The organism is Bacteroides uniformis, from assembly GCF_025147485.1.
GTDB lineage: Bacteria > Bacteroidota > Bacteroidia > Bacteroidales > Bacteroidaceae > Bacteroides > Bacteroides uniformis.
Window position 1 is genome coordinate 4,127,220 of the sequence record NZ_CP102263.1, and the last position, 15,069, is coordinate 4,142,288.

The window sequence follows — 15,069 nt, forward strand, 5'->3', positions numbered from 1 at the left end:
TATGATTTGACGATGTACAAATTTATTTTAGTGCTAACCGGTTGTTAGCTTTCGCTTTTTCCAGCCAAGCCGGTGCTGTAGTCTTCAGGAAATTGTCCTTTGCAGCTCTTTCGGCATCCATATCGAGCCCGATATATTCCTGCGCCTTGTCTTTGGTGGAGATATCCGGCATAGGAACATTGTCTGTATATCCATGCTTCGCCAGCACCTTGGAGATAGCCAAACGCGCCTGCATGGCTCTATCCAACCCATGAGACAAGACACGCTGGATTTCTTGCGGTGCGTGGAAAGAGCCACCGTGAGATGCCACACCGAAGTCCCAACGCCATTGTGCCTGACGAATCAGCGCCAACACATCTTTCATCTGCTCTTCCGTAGCTCCCTTATCCCAAGCAAATTTAGCTTCGATATGGGCTTTGGCAAGTTCCTGCTCCAAGCGGTTACGGATTTCATTGGCCTTGCGCTGGCGTTCGTAGACGTTGTTGCGCAAAGTTTCCTCACTTTCGCGGTGGCAGGTTTGGCAGGTACGGTCTATCATAGCCAACGGACTCTGTATATGGTGGTCGCTGAACTTCACGCCACCTTCACTCTTATAAGGCATGTGGCAGTCCGCACACGATACGCCACGCTGGCCGTGAATCCCCATCTGGGCTATTTCAAAATCGGGGTGCTGCGCTTTCAGGATAGGGGTACGGCTCAACTTGTGTATATAGTCGTAGAAACCAGCCTCATCATAATAGGCTTCCATGTCTTCCACCGTAAAACCTTTGTCCCAGGGGAAAGTCAGGTACTTGCCGTCGCCCTTGAAGTAATACTCCACATGGCACTGCGCACATACCAGTGAACGCATCTCCTGCGGAGTGGCCTTGGTAATATCCTTGCCTTGGCGTTCAAAAGCCTCTATCAAAGCCGGACGGCTGATATGCAGGTTCATGTTTTCCGGTTCGTGGCAGTCGGCACAACCAATCGGGTTTACAATTTCATCGCCCAAAGCGCCCCACTTATTGTTATAGAAAGCATCCACACCGATAGCTTCCATCATGCGGGGCACATCGGGGCTCTTGCAAGTCCAGCAAGTAGAAGGCTGCGGGCCATCCGTAGCAGTGGCAGGCGCACCGGTACGAAGAGTTGCCGTAATGTCCTCGATGGCATGCATATGTCCGCGCGGAGTGGAATAGTCCTTGGAGAAGGCATATCCCGCCCAGAGCACTACCATCTCGGGACGCTGTTCCAATACATCCACAGCCACATTTCCATTGAATTCACTCTGGAAGTCGGTCTTGGCAGTTTCAGTCCATGTCTGATACTCACGGGGGAAATCACTCTTAAAGACTTCGTTGCGTGCCTCAATTCCCTCAATCACTGTTTTGCGGTTATTGAATACACTTGCCAGCTCGGCCCTGCGCTCCATCAAGGCAGAAACACATAGCCCCAAGACAAATACAACGACCATTGAACCACCGAACAACAGCCATCCTTGCCACGATTTTAATCTCTTTTCCATATCTATGAAGATTTATTGTTATTATTCCTTTATCAGTTTCTGCAACCACTCCGGCACGGGAGATTCCGGATAGGGTACCAATGCAGCGGGTGTAGACGAAAGACTGTTCATTCCACCATGAGGCACGTCGCGGTGGCAATCCCAGCATGCCTTTCCGTCGCCGGTGAGGGTCATCATGTAGTCTATTTTACCAGCATCCACAAACTCGTTGGTCAGTTGCGTATGGCAACGGATGCAATTATTCATAATGACCTGCGCACTTGCTGCCTCGGCTTGGATAGCCTGCGGTTCGCTTTTAGTGAGAAAGGCACCCACGTGCTTCATGCCGTCCATGCCTTTGAAAGCCCATTTCTTTACTATATTTTCATGAGGGACATGGCAATCGTTACAAGTGGCATCCCGGCTGTGGGAACTGTGCATCCAGGTTGCATAATAAGAAGCCATGATGTGGCAGTTGACACATGCCGCAGGGTCATCTCCCAGATAAGTGTGCGCCCGGAGAAGATACATAAACAAGCCTCCGCCGCCGACGAGGACACCGCATACAATGAGTGCCGTTACTTTCCATCTGTAGGACGGAAATAGTTTACTTATGATTGGTAACTTCGCCATAAAATGAATATTTTCAGCAAAAATAGGCAGTTACAATCTAAAAAAGTGTAATCATGATTACATTTTTCCATTTATTTTTCAGTATTTTTAATAAAGCATTCATTCTCCAGACATACCTATATGAAAACGTCCACAAAACACGCACGCCTGCGCATCTTGTGGACATCTTCATCCTTTTATAAAACTGCCTGCTTTTTCTAAGCAACTTTCTTTAATTGTATGTTCGCTTTCCTACTGCCCTTCCGAATCAATCTGCGAATCCAAAGATAATAGCCCGTCAGCGGCAAGCTGGCCCCTACCAAAGCGGCAAGGAAACTCAATATGCGGGTGGTCAGCCCTCCCCAACTGCCTACATGAACGGAGAATATCCAGCCACGGATTTTTCCTGAAGCGTCGGCATCCTTATATAAGGTAGCCCCGGTGATTTCACCGCTACGGGGATTGAACGTATAGCGGTCGGCAGCACGCTGGTTGCCCAACCGATTGAAAGAAACCGTAGCAGAGCCTTTGAACACGGTAATCTGTTTATAATCAGGATTGAGTTCCTTCAGTTCTTCGTAAACCTTCTGCCAGTTTGCAAAGGGAGAGAAGGGCTTTCTTTCACGATTCTCAGTTCCCGGTCTGCCATCAGACCGACCTTGTCCCCCATCTCCTCCGTGGGCAGCAGTTTGTGCCGGAGCACCGTGTCCCCCACCTCCTTGCGCAGTTTCCACTCCGAAGACCTTGTAGAAACCGGTACGATACCAGGAGAAAGACCATGTCAGTCCCGTAAGCGCCATTGCCAGCAGAAAAATCAGCGTGTACATACCGCCTGCCACATGCAGGTCGTAGCAGAAGCGGCGCCAACCTTTATTGATAACAATCTTCAGACTGTTCTTCAAAACTTTCTTTGTACGGGGCCACCAAATGACAATGCCCGATATCAGGACAAAGACAAACATCAGCGTGGCAGTGCCCACAATCATTTTCCCCCAGAAGATGCCTCCATCGGGCTTCATGCTGTCCAGCAACCAGCGATGCAGGCGGAACATGGTCGTGAAAAACGGCGCACGCTCATACTTGCCCTTTATCTCACCCGTATACTGGTCTACATAGACGGAAGCACGACGAGGTTTGGAAAGGTTCACCTGCCAGGCACGCTCCGGAGCAGACGAGGCTGTGACACCCGTCACAGAAACACTATCCGGCAGAGTAGCGGCCACTTTTTCGGCCACCTTGCCCATGGGAAGCGGTGCCGGCCCGACTTTCTCCACATAGTAGAGGTCGCGGTGGCAGAGCTCCATCACCTCCGTCTCGAATACCAGCATGGCTCCGGAAAAACAGATAAGGGTAATCAGTAGCCCGAAGGGGACTGAAAGCCATAAATGTATCTTACGAAAAACTTTCTTCATAGGAGCTTTATTCCAGTTTACCTACACCGTTCAGTTGGGTTGCATTGACAACCAGACCTTTGGTAGCTGTTGCATTGGCAGGGTCTACCTTATAGATGGCAGGATAGCCGGAAGAGGTAGTGACTGCCACATATGCGTTGCCATTTTCCATGTACGGGGTATTACCAAAGCCAGAGACATCGCTTGGAAGGCCGTTCACATAAGTCAAAGCTCCAGTGGAGGCATTGAAGACGGCAAGTTGGTTGGCAACCTTGTCTGATGCCGTAATTGCCTTATCATACATCAGCAGCAGGAAATAATTACCTGAAATATACCAAGTCCGCAAGAAAGAGGCGCCATTGGCTTTCTCTTCAAGATTATAGTAATAAGCGGCATCAAATTCTTCTGCTTTGGTATCGATGCGTACAACTCCAGCAGGCAATGTAGTCTGCTGACGCGAATCACTCATGGTCTTGGCATAGCTCGGAGAAAATACATATACATAGCCGTCGTCGGCAAGCCAGTTCATCTGGTAGTACTGTGAACGGTTACGTCCGGCAGCATAACTGATTTTGTCTGTAGTGATGACCTTATGAGAGTTCAGTGTCTGATCACCAAAGATAGCGATATGGCATTCATTAGGATACTGGGTCCATTGCAATTCGTCCTTCTCATAGGCACCGCTACCCTGCCCGCCGGATTCTGTCTTTATTAAATCCTCATTACCGGAAAGCACCCACTTGTAGCTACCGTCTTCGTTCTTCTGCATGCAACCATACTGGCTAAGCCCCATGGGAATGGCTGCTGCATAAACCTTACTGCCCACTTGTTCTATACCGGCCAGTGTTACGTATTCACCATTTTCAAGGAAATTTTCGGCAAGAAATGGAGTATCCTTTGTTACCGAGTTCTTTGTATAAGTCTGTTTCTCGACATCCAGATAGGAAATCAAAAAAGATTGGGGAGTATATCCATTTGCATCATTCAGTTCCGTAGGGCCGTCGCCGGTAGAAGTCGTCATTATAAATTGGTCATAATAGCCGTAGGTAGTGAAACGATTGACGTTATACTCCTGGCTACGTTTTTCCAGTTCACCGTTTGTATTCATAATGAACGACTGGGTAGTGCCTGCATTTCCCTGGTGATAGTTCAAGGCATACAGATATTTGTTTCCGTAGAACACCCAGTAAGTAGCCCCATCGTTCACAAGGCCATTGCCGGCAGCAGTAATTTCACCGCTTTCCAGTGACTCGGCTGTCAGCAGGACAGGAACGGAGCTACCTGAAACTGTAGCCGTGGCAGCTATCACATAGTTACCCTTTGAACCGGAACCGGAGCCGGAACCCGGTTCGTCTGTGTCTGTACAAGAAATTAAAGCCATTCCGGTCATTGCCATTGCCAAGAGGCCGGACAAAAGATAATTCTTCTTCATTTGTTCTTCTTATTAATTACACCTATTAAAACCATTATATTTATTAATCACCAAAATGTACACGTACCTTGCCATAGAACGCACGCCCGGCTTTCTGAAGACTGAAATTGTCGTACAAATCCTCGTTCGTGAAGTTGCGGCATTCAAACGAGATATTATAGCGGCCATTCTTCAGACTATAGCTCAATGTCAGGTTATGGGAGAACTGGTCGGGTACCATGAAATCCTTGTTCTTGCTACCGATGGCCTGCGAATAGTAGGAGAAGCTGTGCATGTACTGGTTGTCGTAAGTCACGGACAGCATATTCCCTTTCTTCCAGAGGTCGCGCCAATAGAAGTTTACGTCAAAATCAGCAAACTGATAGGGCACATTGGGAATGCGTGCCTTGTAACCGAGATTTTCCACAGAGTTGCCGGTACTGCCGATTTGCATCTTCTCATTGTCACGCACATTCATCTGCGTGAAGTTGCCGCCCACACTCAGCCAGCGTCCGAAGCCATAGCGTGCCGATACATTGTATCCCTTCGTCAGCACCTTGCCGTAGTTGGTATAAGTGGCCCCTTCTTTTCCTCCGCTCAAGTCCTGGATATTGCGCTGGATATAATCCTTCGTATTGCGGTATACCACACCGCCTTCCACGTAGACAGAATGTTTTCCAAAACTCCGGGAATAACTCAGGTTCAAGTTGATGTTGTCACTTTTCTCGGGACGGATGCCGATGTCTCCACTCTCCAGGTCTTCGTCACCAAACATCTCTTCGATAGTGGGCAGGCGGTAAGCTTTTTCATAAGAGAGCTTCGCCTGCAAGCCGGGCAGGATGAAGTAGGTTCCGGCAGCACCATATCCCCAAGAGTCTACCGTACGGCTGGTGCGTACATAATTACTACCGGTATCATCCTCGGCCATAGGTCCTGCCACATACTGGCGGTAGTATTTGCCGAATGCCGAGAAGTTCCACTTTTCGGAAGGCATCAGGCGGTATGACAAACCGGAGATATTCTTGCGGGTCTGCTTGGCAATGGCATCCGTCTGTTCTTCCACCGCCAACAGTGAAGTATTATCACGCTGGAATGCACTCAACACATGATTGAAAGTCAGCATGTGGACTCTGGCAATGCGGTAATTCAAGGTCAATGTACCGTTCCAATTGTCATTATCGGCACGGGAATACTGGCGGGACTGTTCGCCGGGACTGTTCAGCGGATGTTTCTCACCAAGCCAGTTGTATTCATAGCGGGCAGTATCCACATTCGTAGTGGCATTGCGATTGTAGTTGGCTGTCAACACCATATCCAGCCCCTTGATTATCAAGTTGCGTTTGCTGTATTCCATCGAAGGCATTAGTGAATGGCCGAAGCGGTGCTTTTCTCCGAAGACTGTCTTCTGGCGTACACCGGTCTGTATGTCCTTGTACATGTGCGAATAGGTGAAACCGAACATCAGCCGGTCTGCCCAACTTTTGTCCACAATACCCGCTTTGGCCACAATGGCTTCGTTGTGGTAAGTATCATTGAAACGCTTCACGCGCACCTTCTCACTTTCGTTGAAACTGCCCGTCTCAAAATCCTTTACCGGCGCATCTACATGATAATCGTTGTCCGAGTAGTTTTGAAAGGCATTGATTTCATAGCTGAAACCGTTCTTGAAAGTCTGTCCGAAGTTAACGTATGAGCGGTGGGTATTGAACGAGCCGTAAGAATAAGAAGCATCCAGGAACCAGTTCCGGCGTTTCTTGTTGGTAACAATATTGATGACACCGCCAATGGCATCCGTACCGAAGCCCACGGGAACTACACCCTTATATACCTCTATACGGTCGGCAAAGCTCACCGGAATATTGTTCAGGCTGAAGGAGCTTCCCACACCTTCCTGCGGCACACCGTCAATGAACACCTTGACGTGCTTTCCGCTAAAACCGTCCAGCATCAACTGCATGTCCGAACCTACCCCACCCGACTCACGGAGTTTCATGCCCGGAGCCTTGGTCAAGGCATCGCTCAGATTCTTCGTGGTGTTCTGGAGTTCCTTTGTATCGACTGCCACAGCATTGAATGCCGACCTCTTCACCCGGCTTACTCCGGTAGAAACGATAGTCACCTCGTCCAGCTGTTGCGTTTCGGGAGCGATGGTTATGTTCAGCTTCATCCGCTCATCATTGACCAGTTTCACCTTTTTCTCCACCTTTGTATAACCTACGGCAGACACCACCAGCGTATAGTCGCCGGCAGGCGCCTTGATGTGATAGAGGCCTTCCTGATTCGTGGTTCCTCCATAACTCGTCCCTTTCAGATAAACAGTCGCAAAATCCACCGTTTCTTTTTCCGTAGAAATGATTCTACCCGAAATCATCCCTCCTCTCCTCTGCGCATGTACAGACAGAGAAGCCAACAGAAGGAAAAACAGCAGCGAGAATTTAAGTGTATATGCTTTCAATTTTATAATAATTATAATGTTGTTAGTAAACCGGTGCAAAGGTCATTATTAACAGCCAGCTGTGCAATCACTTATTGTAGGTAATTATATGGAGTGGATTTATCGTATATATCATATTATGCAATCACCATTGATAGGTATTATCAATAATAAATCTAAAAAAAGAGGAGCCGGGAAATGAAAAACCCCTATTTATAGGTATTGCCCAATATGCCTTTTTGTACGACCTTTGCTGCAAATTAAAACAAGACAACGGACAATAAATTATTAAAGTTTAAGTATGAAAATTGAAAAGATTGTAGCCCGTGAAATCCTTGATTCACGCGGCAATCCCACAGTAGAAGTGGACGTTATTCTGGAATGTGGTGTTATGGGACGCGCAGCAGTGCCTTCCGGTGCTTCTACCGGCGAGCACGAAGCGCTGGAACTTCGCGATGGCGACAAGCAACGCTACGGTGGTAAAGGTACACTAAAAGCAGTAGAAAACGTCAACAAGATAATCGCACCGGCACTGATTGGCTGGTCGTCACTGGAACAGCGTACCATCGACCACAAGATGCTTGAGTTGGACGGCACGCCTACCAAATCCAAGCTGGGTGCCAACGCCATTCTGGGTGTCTCACTGGCAGTAGCCAAAGCCGCCGCCAATTATCTCGATATACCTTTATACAGATATATCGGTGGAGTAAATACCTACGTAATGCCGGTCCCGATGATGAATATCATCAATGGAGGTTCACACAGCGACGCTCCTATCGCTTTCCAAGAATTTATGATTCGGCCGGTAGGCGCCTCTTCCTTCCGTGAAGGCCTGCGCATGGGAGCCGAAGTATTCCACGCCTTGAAAAAAGTGTTGCACGACCGCGGCCTCAGCACTGCTGTAGGCGACGAAGGCGGTTTTGCACCGGCACTGGCAGGAACAGAAGATGCGCTGGACTCCATCATGAGCGCCATCAAGGCTGCCGGCTACGAACCGGGCAAGGATGTGAAAATCGGTATGGACTGTGCCTCATCCGAGTTCTTTAAGAACGGTATCTATGACTACTCCATCTTTGAAGGCGAAAATGGTAAAAAACGTACTGCCGACGAACAAATAGCTTACTTGGAAGATTTGATTAATAACTACCCGATTGACTCCATCGAGGATGGCATGAGCGAAAACGACTGGGAAGGCTGGAAGAAGTTGACCGAACGCATCGGCAACCGTTGCCAGCTGGTTGGCGACGACCTGTTCGTGACTAACGTGGAATTCCTTGAAAAAGGTATTGCCATGGGCTGCGCCAATTCCATCCTTATCAAAGTCAATCAAATCGGTTCACTCAGTGAAACGCTGGATGCTATCGAAATGGCACACCGCCACGGTTATACCACAGTGACTTCTCACCGTTCCGGCGAAACCGAGGACGCCACCATTGCAGACATTGCCGTTGCCACCAACAGCGGACAAATCAAGACCGGTTCTCTGAGCCGCTCCGACCGCATGGCGAAGTACAACCAACTATTGCGCATCGAAGAAGAACTGGGTAACCTTGCTGTCTATGGCTACAAAAGAATAAAATAACCCTTTGTAGTGAATAAGTCATAAAGAGGGAATAGCGTCTTTGGGAAAAGGCGCTATTTTTATTAAAGAATCGTCTATATCTTTGCAAAAGTCATCCCCTACTATCCTCTATAGGAAAGATTCTTTCCAAGATGGTAGCAGGTTAATGTTTCATTGACTAAAGACTATTCGTCCGACAGTCGTTACATTATCGTCCGACATATGTTTAATTATCGTCCGATAGCTGTTGGACGATAATTAAACATATGTCGGACGAATAGTTTTTAGTAAGCAAGAATATAAAATATAGCGGCGCAACAATCATTTGCTCCCAAAGCCTCCCTTTATTATTTACGGAGGCCTTCAAAAACAGTCCTCATTCACGGTTCATCAAACGATGCTCTGCCATCTGCTCGAACTTCGTGCCGGGACGTCCGTAATTGGCATACGGATAAATGGAGATGCCTCCGCGCGGGGTGAAGATACCCGTCACCTCAATATACTTAGGGTTCATCAAATGAATGAGGTCTTTCATTATGATGTTCACGCAATCCTCGTGGAAAGCACCATGATTGCGGAAGCTGAACAAGTAGAGTTTCAAACTCTTGCTCTCTACCATCTTGACATCGGGGATATAGCAAATACGGATTTCTGCAAAGTCCGGTTGCCCCGTGATGGGACAGAGGCTGGTGAATTCGGGGCAGTTGAAACGCACCCAGTAGTCATTGCCGGGATGCTTGTTATCAAATGCCTCCAATACTTCGGGGGCATAGTTCTGACGGTATTCTGTCTTTCTCCCCAAAAGGGAAAGTTGGTCTTTCAATTCTGTCATAGCCATATATTTTTAGTGATACAAGTGTGCCTCATTTAGTAGAAGCCAAAAACTTTTCCAATCCTTCTCTGCGCAACGTGCATGCCGGGCAGTGTCCACAACCATCTCCCGGGATACCGTTATAACAAGTCAGCGTTTCGTGACGTATAAGTTCGAGCACTCCAAGCTCGTCTGCCAGCGCCCAGGTCTCCGCTTTGTCAATCCACATCAGTGGTGTGTGCAGTACGAATTGCTCGTCCATAGCCAGGTTCAGCGTCACGTTAAGCGACTTGATGAAAGCATCCCGGCAATCGGGATAACCGCTGAAATCGGTCTGCGACACCCCCGTCACAATATGATTAATCCCCCGCTCGCGGGCGTAAACGGCGGCTATACTCAGGAAAAACAGATTGCGTCCCGGCACAAAAGTATTCGGAAAGCTGTCTGCCGGCTTCTCCTGGTCCATCTCCATGCCGGCATCTGTCAATGAGTTATGTCCCAGCCGGCCGATAAAGGAAACATCCATTACTTCGAACTCCACACCTGCCTTACGGGCAATGGCCCTCGCCAAGTCCACTTCCTTCTGATGTTTCTGTCCATACAGAAAACTCAGCGCATACACTTTCTTAAATTCACGTTTTGCCCAAAAGAGGCAAGTGGTCGAGTCCTGCCCGCCACTGAATACCACCAAAGCAGTGTCCCTATTCATCTTGTTAAAAGCCTCTCTGTTTCCCTCCCCCGTAGGGAGGGAAACAGAGAGGGCATTGCTAATTATTTGTTTGACATAATAACTGATTTCCCCTCACTACGGGTAAGGGGCTTTAAATATCGCCTATTTTCCATACTTTATAGGAGATGCCTTCATCATAGACATCACTACCGTCTATCCGCTTAATAGCTTTTACCACACGGATAGTCACAGGCAGTATCAATACCTCGTACATGGACTTCAGCAGAATCTGGATACACATCATCACCAGCAACTCCCGCCATGCAATGATTCCTCCGAACGCCACCGGAAAGAAAATCAACGAGTCTGCCGTCTCACCAACCACCGTCGACCAAATGGCACGTGCGGAGAAATTACGCCCGTTGCTTGCCAGTTTCATGCGGCTCATTACGTAGGCATTCAGAAAAGAGCCCACCAAGAATGCCGTCAGACTGGCTATGACAATACGGGGCGCCATTCCAAAAACGAAATTGAAATGCGCGGCACCATCCCAGAAAGGGGCGGCAGGCAACGCCACGGCTATCAGTCCCAGCATTACCACAAAAAAGTTCATGGCAAAACCGCTCCAGATAATCAGGCGGGCTTTACGAAAGCCCCAAACCTCGGCTATGCAATCGTTGATAATATAAGAAATCGGGAAGACCAGCAATCCGGCTGTTACGGTAATACCAAAAACCTGGATAACTTTAGTCTCAAGAAGATTGGCTGCAATCAAGCATACATTGAACAGAATGCCCAGCAACATAAAAGGTACAGATACTTTTTGTTTCATACTCCTGTTTTTTACGTGGTGTTCTAGAATACACGACCGCTATTCACGGCATCATACATTTTAAATCCGGTTGCAAAGGTACAACAAGTTTTGCAAATGAACAAACAACATATATTTTAACTAAATCCCAAGCAAGACAAAGCTCCTTTTTTTTATTCGAAGTAATTACAGACAGTGCATATTTAGTTAACGAGACTTAAATAATATTTCCAAAACCAAGAATATTATTTACAATAGTTTTAAAAAACATAAACCAATAGCATAAAAATCAATATATTAACTGATTTTAACACAAAATCAAAAACATGCAACCAAGTTTGCTCTCAAACAAGATTTCATTCACGCAAATTTCTTAAGCAAATAAAATAATGGACAACATATTTTAATACATACGATTCTATATTTTAAATAATGAAAATTAGGATTATATTTGATAACAACAATCCGGAAGCTCTGGAAAGCACATTGATATTAACCAAGAATATACCATATTATATATAGTAACCTTAGAAAAACAATGAATGCCTATGATTTACCCGAAAGCCCCAAGACACTATTAGTGTCATCTTCTATTCAACCTATTTATTTTGAGATCCATTAGCTTAAACAAAAAACATCTATTATGAATGAAAATCGTAAACGAGGAACATCGAACAACAAAATCCTCACAGCAATTGCCATCGCCTCCCTATTTATAGGAAGCAGCAAAATCATGGCAATAGAGACCTACTCGGAAAATTCATTCGGAGTGACAGAACAGATGCAGGCACAAACAGCCCGCGGTATTGTTGTCGACCAGAATGGAGAGCCTATCATCGGAGCAAGTATCTTGGAAAAAGGTACTACCAATGGAGTTACCACCGACTTATACGGTAAATTCTCGCTAAACGTAAAAAGAGGTGCCACCCTGGTCATTTCCTACATCGGTTATAAGACGCAGGAAGCCAAAGCAGATGCCAACATGAAAATCACCCTTACAGAAGATTCCGAACTACTGGATGAAGTAGTTGTTGTCGGTTACGGTGTACAGAAAAAGAAACTTGTCACCGGCGCCACTGTACAAGTGAAAGGAGAAGACATAGCCAAGCTGAACACTGTGGATGCCCTGGGCGCTTTGCAGAGCCAGTCACCGAGTGTCAACATCACGCAAAACAACGGCTTCCTGGGTTCGGGCTTTAAGGTGAATATCCGCGGTATCGGTACTACCGGAACCTTCTCCCCGCTTTATGTGGTAGATGGAGTTGCCAACGGTAGCATCGACGGGCTGAACCCGAGTGACATTGAATCTTTGGACGTCTTGAAGGATGCCGCTTCCGCCGCCATCTATGGTGCGCGTGCTGCCAACGGCGTTATCCTGATTACCACCAAACGAGGTAAAACCGGCGTTGCCGAAGTCAGTTACGATGGCTATGTCGGTGTGCAGAACCTCTACAAAATCCCTACTATCCTCAATGCCCAAGAGTACATGATGATGCAGGATGAAGGCCGTGTAATGGACGGATTGAGTCCGTACAACTGGGCGACCTATATTCCGGAAAGGGATTTGCAGGCCATACAGAACGGAACATGGAAAGGGACAAACTGGCTGAAGGAAGTGCTGAATGAAGATGCATTGGTACAGAACCACGCAGTCAACATCACCGGAGGAACAGACCGTTCCAGATATGCCATAGGTATTTCATACACCAACCAAGAAGCCACCATGGGAGTTCCCGGCGAATTTCCAGAAATGAACCGCTACAACTTCCGCGTCAACTCGGACCACGTAGTCATGAAAAAAGGCAATCTTGACTTCCTGAAAGTAGGCGAAACCATCAACTACAAATATTCGCAAACGCAAGGTTCATTCGGAACCGGCGGCATTTATTGGAACGGAGTGCACAATATGCTCATCATGAGCCCGTTGATGCACCCTTACAATTCAGACGGGGGCTACTACCTCTATGCAGACCAGGAAAAGGATAACTACAAATGGGATATCTCCAACGGAGCCAATAAAAACCCGATAGCTTATCTGGACTACTATATGAACCAGAACCTAAGCAAGTCCCATTACATGCAGAGCAGCTTCTATGCAGAACTGCAACCCATCAAGAACCTGCGTATCAAGAGCCAGTTCGGTTACATCATGGGAGCCTCCAGTTATCGTTCCTATTTGCCGAGATTCGATTATCTGAGTGCGTCACTCAACAACGCAGAAGACAAGGTTACCCAATCCATGTCTATGTATAACCGTTGGTCATGGGACAATACAGCCAACTACATCTTCAATATCGATGACCACAACATCGACGTCCTGGTAGGTCAGAGTATTGAAAAATGGGGTATGGGAGAAGAAATGAGCGGTTCAGCCATAGGCTCAAACTTCTATGATTTCAAGCACGCTTATTTGTCCAATGTTCCATTGACCGCCAACAGTGTGTCCTCCTTGACTGGCAAGCCTAACGGGGAAGGTTCCATCGCCTCCTTCTTCGGACGTGTCAACTACAACTATCAGGAGAAATACATGGCTTCTGTCATCATGCGTGCGGACGGTTCCTCCACTTTTGCCCGCGGACACCGCTGGGGATACTTCCCTTCAGTATCCGCAGGATGGGTTATCAGCAACGAGTCCTTCATGTCAGGAATCAAATGGCTGGACTTCTTAAAGCTACGCGCTTCCTGGGGGCAAAACGGTAACTGTAATGTATCTACTTTCCAATATCTTTCACTGATAACTTCCAACAACGGATATGGCGGTTATACGTTCGGCGACTCCATGGACCTCATCAGTACCGGTTCATACGCCTACCGACTGACCAACCCGGACCTTACCTGGGAAACACAGGAGCAATTGAATTTCGGTATCGATGCACGCTTCTTGAACAACCGCCTGGGCTTTGAATTCGACTGGTATAACAAAAATACCAGAGACTGGCTGGTTACGGCTCCGGTACTCTCTTCCTTCGGTGCCAATGCAGTGTCCGTCAATGGCGGTAATGTAAAAAACACGGGTATTGAAGTAGGACTCCACTGGAACGACAACATCGGAAAGGATTTCCAATATGGAGCCAACCTGACCCTTGCTCACAACAAGAATGAAGTGACCAAGATTGCCAACAAAGACGGAATCATCCACGGTAGCGGCAGCGTTCTGTGGGAAGGAGCCGAAGAGTGCTTCCGTGCTGAAGTAGGCAAACCCATCGGCTACTTCTACGGCTACAAGAGTAACGGCATATTCCAGAACCAGGAACAGATAGACAACTACAAAGGTCCGAAACTGAACGGCGACAAGACACAGCCGGGTGACGTAATCTGGGCAGACACCGACAATAGCGGTACGCTCGATGCCAATGACCGTACTATGATAGGTAACCCGAATCCCGACCTGACAATGGGACTTTCCCTGAATGCCAGCTGGAAGGCCATTGACTTCTCAATCACTACTTACGGCGCATTCGGCCAGCAGATTCTGAAGTGTTATCGTGACTTCTCCTCCTCACCCTTGAATAACTATACAGCAGAGATATTCCAACGCTGGCACGGCGAAGGTACGTCCAACAAGTTCCCGAGACTGTCCAGCGCTTCCAGCTCCAACTGGAACAGAGTATCAGACATTTACATCGAAGATGGAGACTATCTCAAGATAAAGAACATCACTGTGGGATTCGACTTCAAGAAAGCATTCAAGAAGTTACCGGTACAACAGCTGCGCCTGTATCTGACCGCACAGAACCTCTTTACCTTCACCGGCTATTCCGGTATGGACCCGGAAATCGGTTACGGTGGCGACGATTATGGTTGGGCATCAGGCATCGACCTGGGCTACTACCCCAGTGCACGTACCTATATGATAGGCTTAAATGTAAAATTCTAATTAACCGA

The 15,069-nt window shown here is 47.5% G+C and carries 10 protein-coding genes; 2 read left to right on the forward strand and 8 right to left on the reverse strand.

What is annotated here, in order from left to right; genetic code table 11:
- Positions 1-22 precede the first annotated feature (22 nt).
- The 5 genes from nrfA to NQ510_RS16830 form a co-directional block, all read right to left on the reverse strand.
- A complete protein-coding gene (nrfA, locus tag NQ510_RS16810; RefSeq protein WP_005831485.1) occupies positions 23-1,504 on the reverse strand; it encodes an ammonia-forming cytochrome c nitrite reductase in 1,482 nt (493 codons plus the stop codon).
- Positions 1,505-1,525: 21 nt separating this feature from the next.
- Entirely contained in the window at positions 1,526-2,116 is a 591-nt protein-coding gene (gene nrfH / locus NQ510_RS16815) for a cytochrome c nitrite reductase small subunit (RefSeq protein ID WP_005831487.1), read from the reverse strand.
- Between the two features lie 197 nt (positions 2,117-2,313).
- Entirely contained in the window at positions 2,314-3,507 is a 1,194-nt protein-coding gene (locus NQ510_RS16820; RefSeq protein WP_005831491.1) for a PepSY-associated TM helix domain-containing protein, read from the reverse strand.
- A gap of 7 nt (positions 3,508-3,514) precedes the next feature.
- Positions 3,515-4,918: a DUF4374 domain-containing protein gene (locus tag NQ510_RS16825; protein WP_005831492.1), complete on the reverse strand. Its 1,404-nt coding sequence runs from the start codon at positions 4,916-4,918 to the stop codon at positions 3,515-3,517.
- 43 nt (positions 4,919-4,961) lie between these two features.
- Positions 4,962-7,268 carry a TonB-dependent receptor gene (locus NQ510_RS16830; protein WP_009038190.1) on the reverse strand — a complete coding sequence of 769 codons (2,307 nt, stop codon included), beginning with the start codon at positions 7,266-7,268 and terminating at the stop codon, positions 4,962-4,964.
- Between the two features lie 364 nt (positions 7,269-7,632).
- On the opposite strand from NQ510_RS16830, the gene eno reads away from it, so the two are divergent.
- Positions 7,633-8,913, forward strand: a complete 1,281-nt coding sequence (gene eno / locus NQ510_RS16835) for a phosphopyruvate hydratase (RefSeq protein WP_005831501.1) — start codon at positions 7,633-7,635, stop codon at positions 8,911-8,913.
- Positions 8,914-9,268: 355 nt separating this feature from the next.
- On the opposite strand, the gene queF is transcribed toward eno, so the two are convergent.
- The 3 genes from queF to NQ510_RS16850 all read right to left on the reverse strand — a co-directional run bounded on the left by queF (position 9,269) and on the right by NQ510_RS16850 (position 11,205).
- A complete protein-coding gene (queF, locus tag NQ510_RS16840) occupies positions 9,269-9,724 on the reverse strand; it encodes a preQ(1) synthase (protein WP_005831502.1) in 456 nt (151 codons plus the stop codon).
- 31 nt (positions 9,725-9,755) lie between these two features.
- Positions 9,756-10,412 carry a 7-cyano-7-deazaguanine synthase QueC gene (gene queC, locus NQ510_RS16845; RefSeq protein WP_005831503.1) on the reverse strand — a complete coding sequence of 219 codons (657 nt, stop codon included), beginning with the start codon at positions 10,410-10,412 and terminating at the stop codon, positions 9,756-9,758.
- Positions 10,413-10,524: 112 nt separating this feature from the next.
- Complete coding sequence (locus NQ510_RS16850) at positions 10,525-11,205, reverse strand: queuosine precursor transporter (protein ID WP_005831504.1); 681 nt, start codon at positions 11,203-11,205, stop codon at positions 10,525-10,527.
- A gap of 622 nt (positions 11,206-11,827) precedes the next feature.
- On the opposite strand from NQ510_RS16850, the gene NQ510_RS16855 reads away from it, so the two are divergent.
- Positions 11,828-15,061: a SusC/RagA family TonB-linked outer membrane protein gene (locus tag NQ510_RS16855; protein ID WP_005831507.1), complete on the forward strand. Its 3,234-nt coding sequence runs from the start codon at positions 11,828-11,830 to the stop codon at positions 15,059-15,061.
- Positions 15,062-15,069 lie beyond the last annotated feature (8 nt).

Excerpts from the sequence above, each read along its gene's own strand:
- NQ510_RS16825 (WP_005831492.1), bottom strand. The coding sequence starts at position 4,918 with ATGAAGAAGAATTATCTTTTGTCCGGCCTCTTGGCAATGGCAATGACC.
- queC (WP_005831503.1), bottom strand. The coding sequence starts at position 10,412 with ATGAATAGGGACACTGCTTTGGTGGTATTCAGTGGCGGGCAGGACTCG.
- nrfA (WP_005831485.1), bottom strand. The coding sequence starts at position 1,504 with ATGGAAAAGAGATTAAAATCGTGGCAAGGATGGCTGTTGTTCGGTGGT.
- NQ510_RS16830 (WP_009038190.1), bottom strand. The coding sequence starts at position 7,268 with ATGATTTCGGGTAGAATCATTTCTACGGAAAAAGAAACGGTGGATTTT.
- nrfH (WP_005831487.1), bottom strand. The coding sequence starts at position 2,116 with ATGGCGAAGTTACCAATCATAAGTAAACTATTTCCGTCCTACAGATGG.
- NQ510_RS16855 (WP_005831507.1), top strand. The coding sequence starts at position 11,828 with ATGAATGAAAATCGTAAACGAGGAACATCGAACAACAAAATCCTCACA.
- NQ510_RS16850 (WP_005831504.1), bottom strand. The coding sequence starts at position 11,205 with ATGAAACAAAAAGTATCTGTACCTTTTATGTTGCTGGGCATTCTGTTC.
- queF (WP_005831502.1), bottom strand. The coding sequence starts at position 9,724 with ATGACAGAATTGAAAGACCAACTTTCCCTTTTGGGGAGAAAGACAGAA.
- eno (WP_005831501.1), top strand. The coding sequence starts at position 7,633 with ATGAAAATTGAAAAGATTGTAGCCCGTGAAATCCTTGATTCACGCGGC.
- NQ510_RS16820 (WP_005831491.1), bottom strand. The coding sequence starts at position 3,507 with ATGAAGAAAGTTTTTCGTAAGATACATTTATGGCTTTCAGTCCCCTTC.